Origin of the sequence: Gracilibacillus caseinilyticus, from assembly GCF_022919115.1 — a bacterium.
GTDB lineage: Bacteria > Bacillota > Bacilli > Bacillales > Amphibacillaceae > Gracilibacillus > Gracilibacillus caseinilyticus.
The window spans coordinates 4,212,544-4,232,571 of the sequence record NZ_CP095072.1; the positions used below are offsets into that span (position 1 = coordinate 4,212,544).

The following is a 20,028-nucleotide window of genomic DNA, read 5'->3' on the forward strand; positions in this document are numbered from 1 at the left end:
GTGGCGATTAGCATGTATTCGAATCATTTTATCGAAACCAATGACGGTATACAAATATTTTATCAGACATGGATTCCTGAACGAGTAAATGCAGTACTGATATTAGTCCATGGAGCTGGCGAGCATTCTGGTATGTATCAGGCGATCTTTGAACAATGTCTTGCTCAGGATATCGCTGTAGTTGCCCCTGACTTGCGAGGGTTTGGCCAATCAGAAGGAGCAAGAGGTCATATTAATACGTTTCATGACTATGTCGAAGACTTACATGCCGTTGTAGAGTTAATTGCCTCACAGTTTGAGGCACGTCCTATTTTTTTATTCGGTCACAGTCTTGGTGGGCTGATTGTCATTCGATACAGCCAGTTATATGGTTATCAAACCAATGGTGTCATCTTATCTTCTCCAGCCCTGGCATTACGTGTACCGATTCCATATATCGGCAGAAAAATATTGAAAATTTTCGCCAGCGTCACGCCATCATTAGCATTGAATCCGATGAAGTGGCAAAAAATCATTGAAAAAAATAAAAAACTGAAGCCCTATCTGCCGAAAGAAAAAAGTTTGCGAATTGATCCGCTGATGAATACCGAATACACACCGAGATGGCTATCCGAACTGGTACACAATGGCCTGCACGCGATCAGTGATGCTGGGTTGATCCGCTTTCCGGTATTATGTATTTATGATCAACATGATCCGATTGTCCATCCCAACGTTATTCAGCATTTTTTCAATTCCATTACGATTAAAGATAAGCAATTTGTTCGTTTTCACGAAGGCATCCATCACCCTTTCATTGTGCACACTCAGGAAGTTGCTGTAAGAAATGCGATGGAGTGGATTCATCATCGGTACTAACGTTGCTGTAAAAGTAGCAAAAAATGCATCGCAGATTCCGATATGAACCTTCCTATCCAGTGTTCGGACAGGAAAGTTCTTGAATTTAATGGCGACCCTTCAACCACGCCGTTACTGTTTGTTCCAATCAAAATCTATCGTATTAAGAAAAGCCTTCGCTAGCACGGTGTGGCCATTAGCATTTGGATGGACACGGTCCCATGCGAGAGTGGCTGGATATAAGTGCTCCAGGACTTGATTAAAAGCTGCTTGGGTATCGATAAACAATGTCTGGTGTTTTTCTGCAGTCTGTTTCACCACTTCTCCATAGCGATCCATAGTTGCCCGCATCTCATCTGCAGGATTTGGCTCGATATAGTAAGGTGTCATCAGTATGATCTGTTCTGCCGATTGTTTCGCTGTTGCTATAAGTTCATCTAACTTCTCTCGGTATTCTTCAATATAAACGTGCTGATGTTTAATAAATGGTGAGTCGAACTGACGCCACACGTCGTTAATACCAATCATAACCGATAACCAATCCGAATTTTGATCAAGTACATCCTCTTGCCAGCGTGCTTTTAAATCTCTTACCGTGTTACCTGACAATCCTTTATTCACAGTACGAATACCTAACTCCGGATACGTCGATTGTAAAAAGGAATCCACCAGTGACACATAGCCAGTACCTAATGCTTGAAAGAGTCCCTCACCGTGAGGCTTTGCCCGGTCACAATCTGTTACCGAATCTCCGATAAATAGCAATTTTTGATCTTTTTTCAGCTTCATCTTATCTTCCTCCATTTACAATAATACTTTTTTATTCGTCTTCGCACTTTCAATCGCGGCAAATACCATCCGCAAACTGTGGATATTATCATGGCAATCTGTTTCTGCTCTCCTATTCGATTCCAGTGCAGCAAACATTTCATCTAAGCAACCATGATGCTGTTCGTTACCGTGCCAGGCATTACTGACTTGTTGACGGTCCAGTTCTCGAAAAAAGGATGATGCGTTGGTATCCTGCACCGTTTCGATTTCAAGGTGTTCAAAACCATCCCATTTAGCTGTTCCTTTCGTACCAATCACTCGCCAATCACCGTTCCATGATGTACGTAGACCTTCGGCAGCCCAGGACCCTCTATAAGTAAATACAGCACCATTTTCCATTTCAAAAATACAGACAGCAGCAGCTTTACCTTCATACCATGATTCCCTTGGATTATAAGCATGACAATAAACGGATACAGCATTACTTTGCGAAAGGAACCTAGCCTGATCAAATGTATGTATCGCCATATCTACTAAAAGCGGGTGTTCCATTTGTTCTCGAAAACCACCGAAATGAGGCGCTAAATAAAAATCCACATTCAATGTATGGACATCCCCCAACTGCTGTTGATCAATCAGGCTTTGTAATGTTCGTATTTCATTTAAATAACGACGATTTTGCATGACACTGTACTGTTTTCCCGTCGCTCTGGTCAATTGTACGATCTCATCGGCATCTGTTATAGACTCTGCCATCGGTTTCTCACCGAATACATGACAACCTGACTGAAGCGCAGTCAATACCACTTGTTTATGAGCAGCCGGAATCGTAACATCAAAGACTAATGTCGCCTTGGTCTCTTGGATGGCTAACGCTAGATCCGTATAGACCGGCACCTCTAAGTTACGTTCTATTACTTTTTGTTCAGCTGCTTTTCGATCAAGATCAACGAGTGCTACAATTTCTGCATTTGTTCTTGCTTGTGCATCATCGAGCCATATGTTTGCCATGCCACCACAGCCTACTACTATAATTTTGTAATCAACAATAATAATCTCCTCCTTGGGATTTATGATAGCGGATTCACCATTGAATTTCCACCATTTAAAATGGGCAAAAATGGCTGCAACACAAAAGCTGCAGCCAGACAAACTATCCTTCTATCACTATTTTCGTTTCCCCAGGTTTTCCAGATACTTTTTTACTGCCAACTACCTCTACATGATAGGCTTGGTCAATCCCCGTTGTGATTATGTTTATTTCATTTCCACTACGAGTAGCAGATACAGAGCCAATTACTTCTCCCGTCGCATTCACTAACGTACGTTTTGCCGTTTGATTCTCTTCTAATTGATAAATCTTAAATGTAACCTTTTCCGTATAATCGTACACTGGTGTCGTATCACTTGTACCAACCGGAATAATCGTATTAGGTCGAACGAACAATGGCAGACTGAAGTAATCATATTTTTCTTTCAGCCATGTGCCTCCTTCGACAATTTCTCCTGTTAACAGATGTGTCCAGTTACCTTTTGGCAAATAGAAGGAGCCAATTCCATCTTCATTAAAAATAGGAGCGACTAAAATCGAATCACCGAGCATATATTGACGATCAAGTGTTTCGCATAAAGGATCTTGCGGATATTCTAACAGCATCGACCGCATAACCGGAATACCGGATTGGCTGTTTTCCACTGCCTGCCCATATAAATATGGCATAAGACTATTTTTTAACATGGTGAAATGACGAGCTACATCGACCGCTTCTTCATCAAATTGCCACGGAACACGATAGGACGAGCTTCCATGAAAACGGCTGTGACTGGAAAGGAGACCAAATGCTGTCCACCGCTTGAAAACATCCGGTGTGGCCGTATTTTCAAAACCGCCGATATCGTGACTCCAATAACCAAAGCCGGAAGTGGTTAACGATAAGCCTCCGCGAAGACTTTCCGCCATGGCATCATAAGTAGAATCACAATCACCACCCCAGTGAACTGGGAATTTCTGACCGCCAGCTGTTGCCGATCGGGCAAAAACAATTGCTTCCTCTTCTCCTTTTTCTTGCTTTAATAAATCGAAGACGACTTCGTTGTACAGATAGGCATAATAATTGTGCATTTTGTCAGGACTTGATCCGTCATGATAGACGACATCAGTTGGGATACGCTCTCCAAAATCTGTTTTGAACGAATCAACGCCCATATCCAACAGCGCTTTTAATTTATCCTGGAACCAGCGGCATGCATCTGGGTTCGTGAAATCCACTATTCCCATTCCTGCTTGCCATAGATCCCACTGCCATACGTCCCCATTAGGCTTTTTAAGCAGGTAGCCTTTTTCCATTCCTTCATCAAACAGGACAGATTTTTGTGCGATATACGGATTGATCCAAACACAAATCTTTAAACCTTTGTCCTTTAAACGACGAAGCATCCCTTCGGGGTCAGGGAAGTTTCGGCGATCCCAGATAAAGTTACTCCATTCGAATTCTTTCATCCAGAAGCAGTCGAAGTGGAAAACACTTAACGGAATACCTCGCTCTGCCATACCGTCTACAAAATGATTAACTGTTTCTTCATTATAATCGGTGGTAAACGATGTCGACAGCCACAATCCGAACGACCAAGCTGGTGGTAATGCGGGCTTTCCTGTCAGCTCTGTATAGCGGCTGACCACCTCTTTCGGTGATGGACCATTAATAAAGTAGTAGTCTAAGTATTCACCTTCCACACTGAATTGAGTACGGGAAACCATTTCAGAACCCAATTCATAACTCACTTCTTCCGGATGATTGACAAACACGCCGTAACCTTTACTGCTAAGGAAAAAAGGAATATTTTTATACGACTGTTCCGAGCTTGTTCCACCGTCCTTGTTCCAGATGTCAACCGATTGGCCATTTTTCACAAATGGTGTAAAACGTTCCCCGAGACCGTACAGGTGCTCACCAACGCCAAGGCGTAGCTGGCCACGCATATAGGTTGTTTGATCCGGTCCATCAATCCAAGCCAGACCTTTACCGTCGACATCCGTTAAGCGTCCATTACTATTTTCAAATGTCAGAGCAAAATTCTGCTTCGCGATCGTTAACGTTAATCCACCGCTTACAAATTGCACATAATCTTCGTGATCTGCCACATTTAATTTGTTTGCCTGATCTACCACATCGAAGTTGGGATATTGTGCTTTGCCACCTTTAAAATGCCATGTTTCCACACGAACGACATCTTCCATTGGTGCAGATATCTTAATGGTAAGTAATGGCCCATCCAATGTATCACCACGATGATTCAGATACTTACATGGCGCATATAAAGTCACAGAGCCGTATGCTTCTTTCACTTCATGAATTAATTTTGGAAAATGAATTTGATATCCTTCACGTACTAACCAATTACCATCTGTAAATTTCATTCGATTACCTCCTGTAAAACATCTCTATTTTTTTAAAAGCAGTGTATCTTTTGCATTTATTTCAGTGACTCCTTGATAGCTTTCGCCAGTCAGGATATCCGTCCATTCATCATCACCTGTATCAAATGTAGCCGTTTCATTATTATGGTTCATCACAAATATTAGCGGTTGTTCGTTTTTCTCACGAATTGCTACTTCTACTCCTGGCGCAGATGTCATGACACCTTTGATCCCTTTTTCAGCGGTGATGGTGTCGATAAAGTCTTGGACAAAGGATTGCTCTGGACTTGATGCAATGTAATAGGCATTTCCTGTACCATATTGATTCTTCGTTAAGACTGGCATGCCTTGATAAAAGTCAGAGCCATATGTAGCCAGCACCTCTGCCCCCTCAGCATGTATTAAATCAAACAGGATGTTACACTTGTATTCGCCAGATAAAGCACCAAACGAATCATTCATCACTATTTCATTAAAGTGTGACGGATCAAGCGCATCAATTTCCTCTGCCCAGATACCGACCAAGTCTCTAAGCTCACCAGGGTACCCTCCAAGTGTAACGAGATCGTTTTCATTTACAATACCACTAAAGAATGTTGTCACGAATGTGCCGCCATTTTTGGTAAATTGTTTAATCCGGTCAGCATGTCCTTCTTTAACCATATAGAGAACTGGTGCAATGATGATATCATATTTTTCTAAATCTTCATCTGCACCGATCATATCTACTGGAATATTACGCTGATAGAAGGCATCATAATATTTATGCACTTCCTTGACATAATCCAATGCAGCAGACGGACCACTGGAAAGGTCGATCGCCCAGCGATTCTCCCAGTCAAAGACAATTCCTACACGAGCTGGTACACGACTATCCAGCAATTGATCTTCTAGCTGGATCAATTCTTCACCTAATTGAGCTGATTCGCGGAAAACACGTGTATGTTCATGTCCAACATGTTCAATTACCGCCCCATGGAATTTTTCCGTAGCACCTCTTGAACGGCGAAGTTGGAAAAACATAATGGTATCAGCACCGTGTGCTACAGCCTGGTAGCTCCATTGTCGCATCACATTCGGACGCTTCAAGGCATTATACGGCTGCCAATTTTGCTGGCTTGGTGTTTGTTCCATTAGCATAAAAGGCTGTCCGCTTTTGAGACCACGCATTAAGTCGTGGGTCATAGCAGTCAAACTCATTGGTGTATCAAACGATGGATAGTTGTCCCACGAGACGACATCCAGCTCTTTTCCCCATTTAAAATAATCCAGCTCTGGGTATAGACCCATCAGGTTTGTTGTTATCGGCAGCGATGGTGTATGCTTTTTCAATGCATCTCGTTCCAATTTATATACATCTAGTAAACTATCAGACTGGAATCTGCGATAATCTAATGAAATGCCTTGGAAATTAGTATTTTGACCACCTTGCCATTCTTCACTTAGGCCGCTCGGCGCCACAATTTCATCCCACTCGTAGAAAGTATGTCCCCAAAAACGGGTATTCCAAGCTTCATTAACCGCTTCCAAATTTCCGTATCGCTCTTTTAGCCAGACACGAAATCCTTTTTGGCAATTATCGCAATAACAATACCCGCCATATTCATTCGAAACATGCCATATTAATACCGCTGGATGATCCTTATATCGTTCGGCTAATTTGTCAGCGATTCGCTCGGCATACTTTCTGTAGGTTGGACTGTTCGGACAGGAATTGTGTCTACCGCCAAACTGTCGCTTTCTGCCTTCAAAATCAACTCTGCGAACATCCGGATAACGCTTTGCCATCCATGCCGGATGAGCTCCGGTGCTCGTTGCCAAGCAAACATAAACACCATTGTCATATAAGCGATTAATTATTTTGTCTAATCCATCAAAATTATAGGTCGTCTCATCTGGTTGAATCAAAGCCCAAGAAAATACATTCACGGTTGCTACATCAATTCCAGCCAATTTAAACATTCTTATGTCTTCTTCGGCGGTGGCATCCTCCCATTGCTCTGGGTTATAATCTCCGCCATACCATATTTTCGGAAGTTTTTCATTAATCATTTTGTAGCCTCCTCCAACCATATTAAAATATTATAAAAGCAAGGATGAATAAGGATTGCGCATCTCGAATCCATCCAATACTTTATATACAAATACAATCCACTATTGCTTCACTGCTCCCGCAACACCTTCGATAAAGTATCGCTGCATTAATATAAACACTATCAACACTGGTAATAAAGAAATCGTTGCGCCTGCAGCCATCCCTGCCCAATCAGTTGAGTGCTGGCCGACGAAGTTCTGCATTCCAACTGCTAATGTTCTTAGTTCTGGCTTGGATATCGTTAACACGGTTGGTACTAAGAACGAACTCCAGGTCCAGATAAACTGCATGATGACAGTTGTTGCAATAATTGGTTTCGCTAATGGTAGCATAACACTAAAAAACGTTCTGACAAAGCCACAGCCATCCATAATTGCTGCTTCTTCCATTTCTTTCGGAAGCGTTGCGAAATAGGACGTAAATAAAAGCACAAATAATGTATGTGCCCCTGAGGACTCTGCTAAAATAATTCCAAATAATGAGTTTGTTAAGCCTAACTGATCGACTAATTCATATAAAGGAATGATTGTATAACCCTTCGGAATAAACATAATACCAACAACGATACCCAAAATAACTTTTTTACCTGGGAAGTCTACTCTTCCAAGTGCATATCCTGTTAACGCGCATAATAAAACGACAATCGCAACAGTGGCTACCGTCATAATGACTGTATTAACAAAATACCCACTAAAATTGGCATCCACCCATGCTCTCGTATAATTATCCCAATTAAACTCCTCTGGGATCGGATTACCCGAAACAATAAAGTCTGTATTTGATTTAAAGGAACCGAGAACCATCCAGATAAACGGAAAGATCCATATAAACCCAATTAATATTAAAATAAAATGGATGATGTATTTTACAATTTTACTAGTAATAATCATATTTTACTTCTCCTTTCCTTGTTAGTTTGCCTCTTTTTTCAATTTGCGTTGCGTATACATCGAGATTAGTCCGAATATTCCACTAATCAATAAGGTAAACATACCTAACATAACACCTGCAGCTGATGCATATCCCATTCTTGTCGTTGATCCAGTCAGACCACCGCCAAATGCATAGTTAAATACATAGAGATCTAATGTTTCTGTGGTATGGTATGGATTACCGTTGGTAAACGTTTTAACTAAATCAAAGGCATTCATACCGCTAACAACGGAGAGTAGTAAAATAACAACTAGTATTGGTTTCAATAATGGTAACGTTATATGAAACAATGTTTGCCAGAATCCCGCACCGTCTAATTGTGCCGATTCATACAGGTCAGTAGGAACTGATTGTAAACCGGACAACCAATAAATCATATTAATTCCTAGGTTTTTCCAGGTACCTACTAAAATCAGCATTAGCATCGCTAAGGTTGAGGAATTCAACCAAGATACTGGTTTATCAGCTATACCAATTGTTTGCAAAAATTGATTAACCGAACCATCTATCCCAAATATGTTTTTCATAATGACACCGATAATAGCAGTTGTAGCTACGACTGGAATAAAATAAATGGTTCGATAGAAAGCTTTACCTTTCATATTATTGGCATTCAAAATTATCGCCAGAATAAGTGAAGCACCTACACCTAAAGCTGTTGTCCCTACCATATAAATAATAGTGGTTACTAACGCCCCCCAGAACCTCGTTGTTTGAAACAATTCAACATAATTTTCAAACCCGATAAAGTTTGTTAAAGGGCTTGCGCCATCCCATGAATAAAATGAATACACATAACTCATAATAATCGGATATAAGGATAAGACGAGAAATACAATTGCCTGCGGTAATATGAAGATATATGCCCATATTTGTCTGTTTCGTTTCGTTTTAGATAAGTTGCCTGTTTTATCAGCCATTTTTATTCTCCCTTCTTAAAAAATAGGACGAGGTTTTCATTATGAAGCTCGTCCTATTAGGTTGTTAGAATGTCACAATCTATTCGGTTGTGTATGGCTCAAACGGCACCCAATCATCAAATACAAAATCAGATTGGTTTACATTTTCATATTTTTCGAGATTTTCATCAAATACATTTTGCGCTTCTTCCTGTGCTTTTTCCAGTTCCGCACTAGGATCGCTTACTTCTCCTTGCAGATAACCTGCCAGGATCGATCCTGTACTATAGGACAAACCACCTTGATAATCTTGAATAAACCCTATTGTATCGCTGTTTTTTTCATAAATGCTAGGTGTTGCAATACTATTTTCACCATTTATTTCGTTGATTTTGTTGTATTGTTCAAATGGAGGATCGCTTACTTCTAGATCCATTGGTGGTTCATGTGCACCAGATTCGACAATGACATCCTGATATCCATTTTCAATGAAATAGCTTAAGAAAGTCTGCACCTCTTCCCAATGCTCAGTATTATTCGATACCATTAAACCTTCTTTCGCAACCATGTCACTGTAATAGGCGCCACCATCTTTCGTCGGCATTGGTGCGACACCCCAATTCTCGAACCCTGGTCCTTCTTCGTCATTCATGATCACTGAACCTGCCCAGTTTCCATCAAAATAGAAGGCAGATTTACCTGCTGCAAAGTTAGCAATTGCTGTCGATTCGTTATACTCCACGCTTGATGGAGAAAGCACGTTCTCGTCCATTAACGTTTTTAAATATTCTATTGTTTCCACATTGCCATCATTCAAAAAATCAGGATTACCAGTTTTATAGTTTAGTTGACGAGCAACATCAATCGATGGATGAACATCCGGGGTTATATTGGTGGCCATCTGATTTATCGTCATATCGGATAACCAATTTGCTTCTGCCCCCATAATCAAGCCGTAAACGCCTCCGCCTGATTGATCATAGATGTCTTTACCTACTTCGAGCATCTCATCCCAAGTAGACGGAATTTGTTCTTCTGAAATACCATATTCTTTCAATACATCCTTGTTATAATACATCAAAATAGAACTTTTCCCAGAGTTAAGTGGAAGCTGGTAAATATCTTCACCAATCGTGGTAAAGTTCTCACTCCACACCCCTGGATAGAATTCCTCCTTCACTTCGGGTGTGACCACATCATTTAAATTGTGTAACAAGTCTTGGTCCACTAAGTTCTGTAGTGAAGTAACATTGGCTGTAACAAAAATATCCGGTAATTCATTATTTTTGATAGCTGTCTGATATTGTTGATTACCTGATGCACCTAACGTTTGCATATCAATTTGAATGTCAGGATGTTCTTCTTCAAATGTAGCGATAAAATCTTCAAACTGTGTCGTCAATTCGGGTAAACGATTCCAAAAAGTTAATGTCGTTTTGTCAGGATCATTGCTTTCTCCTGAACTGCATGCTGCAAGTAGACCTAATGTAACAAGTAGTAATACCATTATTTTAGATAAAGTTTTAAACATGGTTTTCATCCTCCCATTTTTAGTGAAAAATATATAACCAAATCAAAAAAACAGAATATTAGCTAGCAACTTCCAATATTCAAACAAGCAGTAAAAGGAAACCGGTTTCTTTTTACTCATTACTTTGTTCGTTCGTCGAACATACTGTTATACTATCATCTTATATCGTTAATTTCAAGCGTATACATATTATTCGCTCGAAAATATGTCGAAATTGAACAAAAGTTGTCAAAAGTCCTGGTATTCCACAAAAGTTTTGGCATTTTTTCACTAATGGAACGGAGGAATATATGTTATCCACGCCAGCATCTCTGCACCACCGGTAAAATCATTATAAATCCACACTGAAATCGCGAAACGTTTCCTTCTTTCGAATGGTGATTTCAGGAAACGTTTCTTATGATTTCAAGCATTTGTACAGCGCACCCAACATTCCTGCTTCATTATGATGTTTACAGGGAACTAATGCCGCTTCAATATCCGTCCAGGAAGGGATGGTCATCAACGTTTTCTCTAGTCGTTCATACAGATCTGGACGCTCACTGATCGCACCACCGATTAAGATTTTTTCCGGATTCAAAGTTGCAGCCAGGTTGAAAATCCCAAAGCTTACATATTGAAACCATTTTTGAAGCATGGCATTCACTTTAGGATCCTGTTTTGCTGATTGAAACACTTCATCGCCCTCTACATGCACATCATCTGATAATTGTTTGATCTGTTTGTATTGTTGAATAAATGAACTGGTCGAAGCAATTTCATGCATATTGTGATAACCATTCTCCATGCCATTAACAATCATCAAACCAAATTCGCCTGCCTTAAAGCCATATCCATTCACAAGCCCACCATTTACAAAGATACCACCACCAATACCTGTACCAATGGTAATACAGATAAAATGATCACTATTCACCGCATTACCTGCAATTTTTTCTGCCAATGTCGCACAGTTGGCATCATTTTCTATCACAATTGGGATATTCACGTTTTTCGATAGTAATTCCACAATATTTGTCCCATGTAACTGCTCAAATGCACCGGCATATTGGGCAAATCCAGTAGTTGGGTTAATAAACCCAGGAAAACTGATGCCAATTTTTGTAAGTTGATAACTTTGCGATAAAGTATGAACGGTGTTCGAGAAATCATCCACAAAAGCTGCCATATCCTGCCGATTCGTCGGATATTTATCTTGAAAAAGGAAGGTTCCTTCTCTGTCTAACACTCCATATTTGACATTCGTTCCACCTATGTCAAAACAAAGGTATAATTCATTCCTCACGTAATCACTTCCCACTGCCTTTATATCATAGAGGAAGCCTGAAACCACATTGTGGTACCAGGCTTCGATACACTGTTAGTTCGTACCCCAAAGCTCCATTGTATTTTTTGTTTTTTCCGTCATTGCTTCGTTTGCTTGCTCAATATTCATATCTTCTAATTCTTGAATCATCGCATCCCATGTTGCATCAAAGTCTGCCGGATCACCAAGAATTGCCTGTGTAATTCTTTGTTGTGTTAAATCGTCCGCTTTTTGCTGGATGATTTCTAGATCACTGCCTGATTCGATCGTAAAATTGTACGCGGCTCCGTGATTAGAAATTCCAAGTTCTTCTGTTGGCGGGAACCAATCCACCCAGTTTTCCATACCGTATTCTGCTAACACTTCGTTTTCGGTCTCTGTAAAATTATCGATAATTTGTTGCTCGGTATTCGGTGTAATTGATTGACCATTTGAATCAACCGCACCATTACCCCATTGAGGGAATGGATATACATAGAATCCTACACCAGTTTCTTTTCCGTAATCAGCATCGCTTTGCATACGTTCCAGATCATCTTCCTGCATGACACGTTTACCATCAACAATGTCATAATTTTCGCCTTCAACACCCCAGTTAACAAGAATTTGTGCTTCCTCAGAAGCCATCCAGTCTAAGAACTCGAATGCTTTTTCTTGATGTTCACTTGTAGATGAAATGGCTATACCCCATCCCCCAGAAAATCCATAATCTTTTAAGGCTTTTGAAGTCTGTTCTTCACTGATTGTTACTGGAAGTGGCGCATAGGTTCTCCATTCTTTACCATCTGCAATCAGCGCTTTATCTGCATCTGCAAAGTTCCAGTTTTGATCAGCGACAGATAATACACGACCAGAAGATATTTTCGAAATATACGTATCATACGTATGGGTAAATGATTCTGGATCTAAAAGTCCTTTATCATTCATACCATTCAACCATTTAAAATACTCTTTAAATTCAGGTAATAAGAACTTATAAGTAGTTTCACCTGTTTCATCATTTACAGCCCATTGACCATCGTCCTGAAGGCCTGCGGCAAATCCTGCTGGGTTCCCAACTGTGATCAACCAACGCCAGTCACTACCTAACAATGATAATGGAAGTGTTTTCTGACCATCAATTTCTGGATACTTTTCATAGTATTCTGTCAATGCCGCTTCTAACTCATCTAATGTAGTAATTTCAGGATAACCAAGTTCACGCAAAACATCCAGTTGAACCTGGAATGTACCACTTGTTTCCCAAAAAGCAGTTTCTACCCCATTAGTCCCTACAGTGTAGATACTAGGGTCATCCAAAGATCTGCGCAGTCGATCAATCTGATCACCATACATCGCTTTCAGATTGTCACCTTTTTCCTCAATTAGCTCATCTAATTTTATGACACCGCCAGCTTCAATCAGCTTTCCGATATCACCTTTCGCAAAAATTAAATCTGGATAGTCTCCACTGGCAATCATCAAAGGAATTGCTTCATCGTTTCCGCCAACCGGATAGTCCAACTCCAATTTCACACCCGTTTTCTCTGTAATCTTTTGGGCTACTGGATCATCAAAGGACTTCTCTACACCATCTGCACTGAAGAACGATAATGTTACCGGTTCTTCACTTCCACCATCACTTTCTTCGCCATTATCACTATCCGTGCTGCTTGTGTCCTGATCATCACTGCAAGCGGCCAAAAATAGTGCAGAAAGGATAAATACTACAGATAACCATAAGAAAGATAACTTTCTCGTCATGTCTTTCCCCTCCATTTTAATAAATATATATTAATTTTCATTAATACCTAGCTTTTTACAGCACCTATCGTTAAACCGGTTACAAAGTATTTCTGTAAGAATGGATATACGGCTAAAATAGGAACTGTGGCAATAATGGTAATTGCCATTTTAATTGATTGTGGACTTGTTTGACCCGCTATTACCTGGGCATTTTGATTATTGATATCACCACTCGATATATTGGCATTGTCAATGATCTTCATCAATTCAAATTGCAACGTAGTCAGCGCTTCATTACCTCTTGCATATAAATACGTATCAAACCAGCTGTTCCATTGCATAACTGCCAGGAACAGTGCGATAGTTGCAATAACCGGCAAGCACAACGGAATTATAATTCTCAGAAAAATAACAAAGTCATTCGCACCGTCCATTTTTGCAGATTCTTCTAATGCTGGAGGTAAATTATCCATAAAAGAGCGGATGATTATAACATTGAATGCTGACAATAACATTGGCCAAATATAAACACCAAATTCATTAATTAACCCTAATTTACGGATTAATAAATACTCAGGAATTAACCCACCACTGATGAACATTGTTAAGACCAACAAGAAACCAACTAAACCATTAAAGACAAAATCTCTTCTGCTTAACACATATGCTAGCATCGTACTCGCAATAATACCTGCTACTGTACCCACTACTGTTCTTAACACTGACATAGTAAATGCTTGCAGTAACCGGTCATTACTTCCGAAAATCTCTTGATAATTGGCTAACGTAAATTCTCTTGGCCAAATATGAATGCCACCTCTGGCAGTATCAACCGCATCATTAAATGAAATCGCTAAAATATTTAAAAACGGATACAATGTGACAACAACTACAATTAACATGAAGAAAGTTAAGATAATATCAAAAGGTGTCCATTTCTTTTTTTTCATCATTGGTTCTCTCCTCTCTTCTAGAACACTCTACCTTCACCAATTCGTTTTGCAATACCGTTACAAATCAGGATCAAAATCACACTGACAACGGACTTAAATATCCCGATCGCTGTACCAAATGAATAGCGGAACATCCCGATCCCGTAATCTAATGCGTATAAGTCAATGACTATCGATTTCTCATAAACGATATTATTACCGAGTAGCATCTGCTTCTCAAAACCAATATTAATTAAGTTACCAATGTTTAAAATGAGAAGTACAATAATGACAGATCGGATACTTGGCAACGTAATATGCCACATTTGACGAAGTCTGCTCGCGCCATCGACTTTTGCTGCTTCATATAGCTGTGGATCTACCCCGGCCATCGCGGCTAAATAAATAATTGCATTCCAACCGGTTTCCTTCCATACATCGGTAGCGGTTACAATTCCCCAGAACAACCCTGGTTCTGCCATGAAATTAATCGGATTATCAATAAGTCCAACTCCTTCTAAAAAGTTATTGATAAACCCATCTGTTGAAAGCATGGTAATCACGATGTTTGCTACAATTACCCAGGAAACAAAGTGGGGTAAATACGAGATCGTTTGTGTCCACTTCTTCAAAGCAACAAAACGCAATTCATTTAGAAACAAAGCAAAAGCAATTGCTGAAAGCGTTCCGAAGACGAGACCTAAAATTCCCATTCCTAACGTATTTTCCAACGCACGGTAGAACATCGGTTCATTAAATAAATCTTTAAAGTGTTTCAGCCCTACCCATTCCTGATCAAACAAGCCAAACTGTGGCTTATAATCTTGAAAAGCCATCATCCAGCCTGCCACTGGAATGTACTTAAAGATAATTAACCATGCAACAAAAGGTATCGACATACATAATAACGCCTTTTGCTTACTTAACCTTTTCCAAAATCCCCCATGAACAGGTGGCTTAGGTGCTTTCTTCTTATTTTTGGAGAAAAGCCCTGGTTTAACCTGCGTCTTTAAAGGCGAGTTTGATTCAGGTAGATTCTGTTGTGTATCTTGCACACTATCAACTTGGCCCATATTTCTCTCTCCTTACCTCTCAACCTTTGAAAGCGTTTTTTCTTTCTGTTTTTATTATATAAGAAAACGCTTTCCCTAAAAACATAAAAAAGGAGAGGTAAAATCATGTAAAAAGGAGAGGTCTTTGAATTTACCCATTTTACGAGCATACAAAAATTATTGTACCCTTTTATAGATGCCGCTTCAATACTAAAAAAATACCATACGTAACTCTGCCCAGTCCTTACTTAAGTATAAATTATAGCTACCTATAATACGGATTATGTAAACTAGCAGCTTAGTGGTCATTTTGATAGATTTCATGTGCTTAACTAAGCTCCGGAAATATGCTCCGCGTCCTGTGGGGCATATTTCCGGAGCTTAAGGAAGTGCTACAATGAATGAAACAGCTAAAAGCAGTGGTGCTAGGCATATTGTTATAAAGAATTCGAATACCATCATGGCAAATATAATTACTCTCAATGTGCTAGCTCTTGTATAAGTTGTAGCACCTTTACATTAGCGTAGGCCAACCACGTAGACTCCCGCGGGACGTGCAGGTGCTGAAGATCCACTTTGTGAAGCGCCTTTCTTCACAAAGTTAGCTTCAGCCGTTCCCCGCAGGACGCGGAGTGGTTGGCCGGAGCGATCTCCTAGCACATGAATCATTTCAAGATTACCACTAACTAAGTTTACATAATCCGTATTATAAGAACCCTTACTTCGTTTCTGCTATTGTATTTTTCCTATAAAAAAACAAAAGCCTGCTATCACAGCAGACTTCTGTCTCAAAACTATTTTATCGTGATAAGCAGTTTATTTATTTCTGTTCTCTTCCTTCTCCTGCAACTTCCGAAAAATCGTTGCGATAATCGGTCCTGAGATATTATGCCATACGCTAAAGATCGCACTTGGTACGGCTGACAATGGATTGAAATGTGCGGCAGCGAGTGAGGCTCCAAGCCCTGAGTTTTGCATACCTACTTCTATGGAGACTGCCTTTTGTTGTTTCGGTTCCATTCTCATTACTTTTCCAAGCCCATAACCCACTAAATAACCTAGTGTATTATGAAGAACAACTAGCAAGAAAATAAATAGTCCCGTTTCAGCAATTTGTTCTTGATTTACACTGACTACTGCTGCAACAATGGCTACTATCCCAATCACGGATACTAACGGAATAGCTTTTATCCCTGCTTCTACCTTTTCCTTTAATAATGCTTTTACAAGCAACCCTAGCAAGATCGGTACTAACACAATTTGTACGATCGATACAAATAAAGATCCTGCAGATACTTCTAACCACTGGCTGGCAAAAAGATAAATCAGTGCCGGTGTCAGAACAGGTGCCAGTATGGTAGATACCGCGGTAATCGAAACGGACAATGCTGTGTCGCCTTTTGATAAATAAGTCATGACATTCGAAGAAGTCCCGCCAGGACAACAACCAACTAAAATGACACCTACCGCTACTTCTGTTGAAACAGGAAATATCGATACAAGTGCGAATGCGAGTAGTGGCATTATTACAAATTGTCCAGCCACACCAATCGCTACCTCTTTCGGACGCTTAAACGCCTCTTTAAAATCATCCGCTGACAATGTTAACCCCATGCCAAACATAATGATACCTAACAATGGTGTGATAAATTCTGCCAGCCAGGTAAACCCTGAAGGTGCAAGAAAAGATAAAATGGCAAAAAGTACAACCCAAACAGCAAAAGTGTTTCCTGCAAAACTACTGATTTTTTGTAAAACTTTCATGGTACTCCCCCTCTAAGATGCGTATTCAAAGATTATATTATATTATCAGAATATTTTAAATGCTTTTAAGTGATTTTTTTCTCGAAGCTTAAACTTAAAATATAACGTAAAAATTCTTAATCAGCAAAATTTATCACAATTAAAGTCAAAAAAAAGATGGAAGGTAATTACAAAATCGCTTTCAGACTATTTAAACAATAATAAACATATTAAAGGTATAGAGGTTTATAGAAGTATTAACGTTACCCCATTTACAAAAAAATCCAGAAAACGATTTCAATTTCATGTGTAAATTGTATAATAATGGTGTAAGAGAAATATAATAGGAGGGGAGATGTTTATGTTAAGTAGAACGAAGATTACTGTGTCTTCAATTATTTTTGCAATGGTGGTAGCATTTTGCGCCTCGCCAGTGATGGCAATAGTGTTCACAGAATTTTTCTGCACCATAATCATACAACTTTTTAGCTAACCAACCAAGTCCTGCTGCAGCTAAAACTTTTGCAGCCCAAACAATTAAAACAGGTATAGCTTTCGTTCCTATTTCCCCTTGCTCATTTAAATCTGTAGCTTCCTTTGCAGATAAATTTTCTAAGTATGTATCAATCTGAGTTGCTTGTTTTTTTCTAAGCCTAAGGAAGTTGCTTTCTTTTCATCAAAAGTGTAGGATTCTGATATTTTATCAAATGTTGTAGATTCTTGGATGATGTTTGCTATTTCTTCTGGTGCTTTCTCATTGTTCGTTGGTGATATGAATAACGTTACCGAAAAAGTGTGTGATGTAATAGGTTAATATAAAGGAGGTGATCGCTATTTTTAAAAAATCTGACTTTTTATACCTCACCTTATCAATGATCTTAGCTCTTTTTGTCCAATGGGTAATAGAAATAACAGGCGTTTTAAATCTTGATATAGTGTACCTTGATTTTATAACATTTGTAGCTGTATTTTCTTTGGTATACGGTATGTTAGATTTTCCTAATCTCAAAAGACGCTTAGCCTCTAACACTTGTGAATAATAAAAAACCCTTCTAAAGATAATCCACTTTAGAAGGGTTTTATTTCATTTGCGTCTTTTTAAAACCACAGGCTCTGTCTGGGGTCTTACCAACAAAAAGCGGAAAACATACGCTAAGCAAAATTCGACACAAAGAATGCTGATATTTCCTACGTTAAGGAATACAAGAAAATTAGGTCTTCCGTAAATCTATACATTTACAAACGCTTGGGAAATCCACCTTGTTCCCCACTTAAAGGCGTTCGTAAATGGGTGTTTTATGGCTTATGAACGTTCATATGTCCACACAGGGATCAAGTCACAAGTCAGGAAAATGCGTATTTACAACGTTAAGATCATCTCGTTAAAACAATAAAGATCATTTACTAAGAGACTCGTATTATTAAAACAACACAGCATCTACTCCGACACTGTCAAGAAAATCATAGAAATTGCGGTCATTATCATATGCACCTGAATGAGTTTCAGCAGCTCTTTCTAAGTAATTTTCTACTGTTTCTTGCCCAAATTTCACGTTTAGAGCAAGACCCAAATATGCAGCTGCTGCAGAAATTTCAAATCCTTTCACATGTGCTACAATTTCTAAAGCTAAAGAATTAGTTGAAATAGGTAAAGGTTGACCTTGACGAGTTAGATAATTAACTTTAATGACATCTGCCATATCAACAGCTTCTGATAAATCATTGTCCAAGTAATTAAGAACAGTAAAGTAATACCTGGATTACTAGTTGACCAATACTCGACAGAAATAGTATCACCTTTGTAATAAGTTGAAACATAAGCCATAAGAAAACATCTCCTTTATTTTTAAAATTTGTTACACTATGATAAAGGAGAAAAAAATAAAAAATAACAACCATTAAATTAATTTTTTTTATTTAAAATTAATAGAAACGAAAACACAGTAATAAATATGTTATATATAACCATCATTAAGATTGTGATGTTCCAGCTATACTCATCACTATATGAATTATTAATTATATTAACATAAACACCTATATAAAAAATGACAGGCAATAAATAAAGTATGGATATGATTATATTTACTATTTTAATTTTAAATCCTTTTACTGCAATTATTATAAAAAGAAGTGATAATATTGAGGTACTATGTATATATAGCAAATCATTCGTTGAAACAGGAATACTTTGAGAAGAACCAGCTATAAACAAGTGAACAAACGCTAACACGCTGCAAATTATTCCTACTAATAAACTCAATGTAAAAAACACATATTTTATAGCTTCATTCACCGCAGTCCCTCCTAACATTGCAATAACCATAAAATAACATTTAGTAGTTATTTTAAAGTATAATGAATTCAATTACAATTGATAATTTCAAATTGAGCAATAAACGCGAGACTGATAAAAAAGAAACACAGCCACAATAGAGTATGTTTTGTAACCAGATCTTTCAACGTCCGGTAGAGAACATGTGGGGGCCTGTCTGCAAAAACAGCTTTAAAACGTTAAGGATATCCAAATATAAAAATCTCAAATTCTGTTAAGAATTTGAGATTTTTAGCACATTCATCATTTATTATTCATAGAAGGAACAAATAATGACCTTATACGCTTCGCCAATCTTTCTGTTTTAATATATCAATTAATCCTGGTAATTCTTCCATCTCCTCATCATAAACTTTTTTAATAATTTTATAATGAATCTCTTGCCTTACATCATTCCTATTTTGGAGCGACACTTGATACAGTGCTTTATTTATTAACGGTTCCAACATTT

The 20,028-nt window shown here is 38.8% G+C and carries 17 protein-coding genes; 1 reads left to right on the forward strand and 16 read right to left on the reverse strand.

Annotated features, from left to right (window positions below):
• Positions 1-12: 12 nt before the first annotated feature.
• Positions 13-858, forward strand: coding sequence for an alpha/beta hydrolase (locus MUN88_RS20270; RefSeq protein WP_244718728.1), 846 nt, complete (start codon positions 13-15; stop codon positions 856-858).
• Between the two features lie 111 nt (positions 859-969).
• Here the strand turns inward: MUN88_RS20270 and MUN88_RS20275 are convergent, their stop codons facing one another.
• From MUN88_RS20275 to MUN88_RS20350, 16 genes are all read right to left on the reverse strand, one after another.
• The gene (locus MUN88_RS20275) at positions 970-1,626 is read right to left on the reverse strand and encodes an SGNH/GDSL hydrolase family protein (protein WP_244718730.1); all 657 of its coding nucleotides are present in this window, start codon (positions 1,624-1,626) and stop codon (positions 970-972) included.
• A gap of 15 nt (positions 1,627-1,641) precedes the next feature.
• Positions 1,642-2,619 carry a Gfo/Idh/MocA family protein gene (locus MUN88_RS20280; protein ID WP_244718732.1) on the reverse strand — a complete coding sequence of 326 codons (978 nt, stop codon included), beginning with the start codon at positions 2,617-2,619 and terminating at the stop codon, positions 1,642-1,644.
• A 142-nt stretch (positions 2,620-2,761) separates the two neighbouring features.
• A complete protein-coding gene (gene yicI, locus MUN88_RS20285) occupies positions 2,762-5,026 on the reverse strand; it encodes an alpha-xylosidase (RefSeq protein WP_244718734.1) in 2,265 nt (754 codons plus the stop codon).
• Positions 5,027-5,050: 24 nt separating this feature from the next.
• Complete coding sequence (locus MUN88_RS20290; RefSeq protein ID WP_244718736.1) at positions 5,051-7,078, reverse strand: beta-galactosidase; 2,028 nt, start codon at positions 7,076-7,078, stop codon at positions 5,051-5,053.
• Positions 7,079-7,180: 102 nt separating this feature from the next.
• On the reverse strand, positions 7,181-8,011 hold the full coding sequence (locus tag MUN88_RS20295; protein ID WP_244718738.1) for a carbohydrate ABC transporter permease: 831 nt from the start codon (positions 8,009-8,011) through the stop codon (positions 7,181-7,183).
• A 21-nt stretch (positions 8,012-8,032) separates the two neighbouring features.
• Complete coding sequence (locus tag MUN88_RS20300) at positions 8,033-8,974, reverse strand: carbohydrate ABC transporter permease (protein ID WP_244718740.1); 942 nt, start codon at positions 8,972-8,974, stop codon at positions 8,033-8,035.
• A 79-nt stretch (positions 8,975-9,053) separates the two neighbouring features.
• Positions 9,054-10,484, reverse strand: a complete 1,431-nt coding sequence (locus MUN88_RS20305) for an ABC transporter substrate-binding protein (RefSeq protein ID WP_244718742.1) — start codon at positions 10,482-10,484, stop codon at positions 9,054-9,056.
• A 397-nt stretch (positions 10,485-10,881) separates the two neighbouring features.
• Complete coding sequence (locus MUN88_RS20310) at positions 10,882-11,769, reverse strand: ROK family protein (protein ID WP_244718745.1); 888 nt, start codon at positions 11,767-11,769, stop codon at positions 10,882-10,884.
• A 75-nt stretch (positions 11,770-11,844) separates the two neighbouring features.
• Complete coding sequence (locus tag MUN88_RS20315) at positions 11,845-13,533, reverse strand: ABC transporter substrate-binding protein (RefSeq protein ID WP_244718748.1); 1,689 nt, start codon at positions 13,531-13,533, stop codon at positions 11,845-11,847.
• 47 nt (positions 13,534-13,580) lie between these two features.
• A complete protein-coding gene (locus tag MUN88_RS20320; RefSeq protein ID WP_244724656.1) occupies positions 13,581-14,465 on the reverse strand; it encodes a carbohydrate ABC transporter permease in 885 nt (294 codons plus the stop codon).
• A 20-nt stretch (positions 14,466-14,485) separates the two neighbouring features.
• Positions 14,486-15,520, reverse strand: a complete 1,035-nt coding sequence (locus tag MUN88_RS20325) for an ABC transporter permease (protein WP_369809905.1) — start codon at positions 15,518-15,520, stop codon at positions 14,486-14,488.
• 795 nt (positions 15,521-16,315) lie between these two features.
• Positions 16,316-17,263, reverse strand: a complete 948-nt coding sequence (locus MUN88_RS20330) for a bile acid:sodium symporter family protein (RefSeq protein WP_244718751.1) — start codon at positions 17,261-17,263, stop codon at positions 16,316-16,318.
• Between the two features lie 1,400 nt (positions 17,264-18,663).
• A complete protein-coding gene (locus MUN88_RS20335) occupies positions 18,664-18,942 on the reverse strand; it encodes a hypothetical protein (protein ID WP_244718753.1) in 279 nt (92 codons plus the stop codon).
• Positions 18,912-19,067, reverse strand: a complete 156-nt coding sequence (locus MUN88_RS20340) for a hypothetical protein (protein ID WP_244718756.1) — start codon at positions 19,065-19,067, stop codon at positions 18,912-18,914. The genes MUN88_RS20335 and MUN88_RS20340 overlap by 31 nt, the downstream gene beginning before the upstream one ends.
• 78 nt (positions 19,068-19,145) lie before the next feature.
• Complete coding sequence (locus MUN88_RS20345) at positions 19,146-19,538, reverse strand: hypothetical protein (protein WP_244718758.1); 393 nt, start codon at positions 19,536-19,538, stop codon at positions 19,146-19,148.
• A 317-nt stretch (positions 19,539-19,855) separates the two neighbouring features.
• The gene (locus MUN88_RS20350) at positions 19,856-20,026 is read right to left on the reverse strand and encodes a hypothetical protein (protein WP_244718761.1); all 171 of its coding nucleotides are present in this window, start codon (positions 20,024-20,026) and stop codon (positions 19,856-19,858) included.
• Between the last annotated feature and the right edge of the window lie 2 nt (positions 20,027-20,028).

Excerpts from the sequence above, each read along its gene's own strand:
- MUN88_RS20270 (WP_244718728.1), top strand. The coding sequence starts at position 13 with ATGTATTCGAATCATTTTATCGAAACCAATGACGGTATACAAATATTT.
- MUN88_RS20275 (WP_244718730.1), bottom strand. The coding sequence starts at position 1,626 with ATGAAGCTGAAAAAAGATCAAAAATTGCTATTTATCGGAGATTCGGTA.
- MUN88_RS20280 (WP_244718732.1), bottom strand. The coding sequence starts at position 2,619 with ATGGCAAACATATGGCTCGATGATGCACAAGCAAGAACAAATGCAGAA.
- yicI (WP_244718734.1), bottom strand. The coding sequence starts at position 5,026 with ATGAAATTTACAGATGGTAATTGGTTAGTACGTGAAGGATATCAAATT.
- MUN88_RS20290 (WP_244718736.1), bottom strand. The coding sequence starts at position 7,078 with ATGATTAATGAAAAACTTCCGAAAATATGGTATGGCGGAGATTATAAC.
- MUN88_RS20295 (WP_244718738.1), bottom strand. The coding sequence starts at position 8,011 with ATGATTATTACTAGTAAAATTGTAAAATACATCATCCATTTTATTTTA.
- MUN88_RS20300 (WP_244718740.1), bottom strand. The coding sequence starts at position 8,974 with ATGGCTGATAAAACAGGCAACTTATCTAAAACGAAACGAAACAGACAA.
- MUN88_RS20305 (WP_244718742.1), bottom strand. The coding sequence starts at position 10,484 with ATGTTTAAAACTTTATCTAAAATAATGGTATTACTACTTGTTACATTA.
- MUN88_RS20315 (WP_244718748.1), bottom strand. The coding sequence starts at position 13,533 with ATGACGAGAAAGTTATCTTTCTTATGGTTATCTGTAGTATTTATCCTT.
- MUN88_RS20320 (WP_244724656.1), bottom strand. The coding sequence starts at position 14,465 with ATGAAAAAAAAGAAATGGACACCTTTTGATATTATCTTAACTTTCTTC.
- MUN88_RS20325 (WP_369809905.1), bottom strand. The coding sequence starts at position 15,520 with ATGGGCCAAGTTGATAGTGTGCAAGATACACAACAGAATCTACCTGAA.
- MUN88_RS20330 (WP_244718751.1), bottom strand. The coding sequence starts at position 17,263 with ATGAAAGTTTTACAAAAAATCAGTAGTTTTGCAGGAAACACTTTTGCT.
- MUN88_RS20335 (WP_244718753.1), bottom strand. The coding sequence starts at position 18,942 with ATGGCAGATGTCATTAAAGTTAATTATCTAACTCGTCAAGGTCAACCT.
- MUN88_RS20340 (WP_244718756.1), bottom strand. The coding sequence starts at position 19,067 with ATGGCTTATGTTTCAACTTATTACAAAGGTGATACTATTTCTGTCGAG.
- MUN88_RS20350 (WP_244718761.1), bottom strand. The coding sequence starts at position 20,026 with ATGTTGGAACCGTTAATAAATAAAGCACTGTATCAAGTGTCGCTCCAA.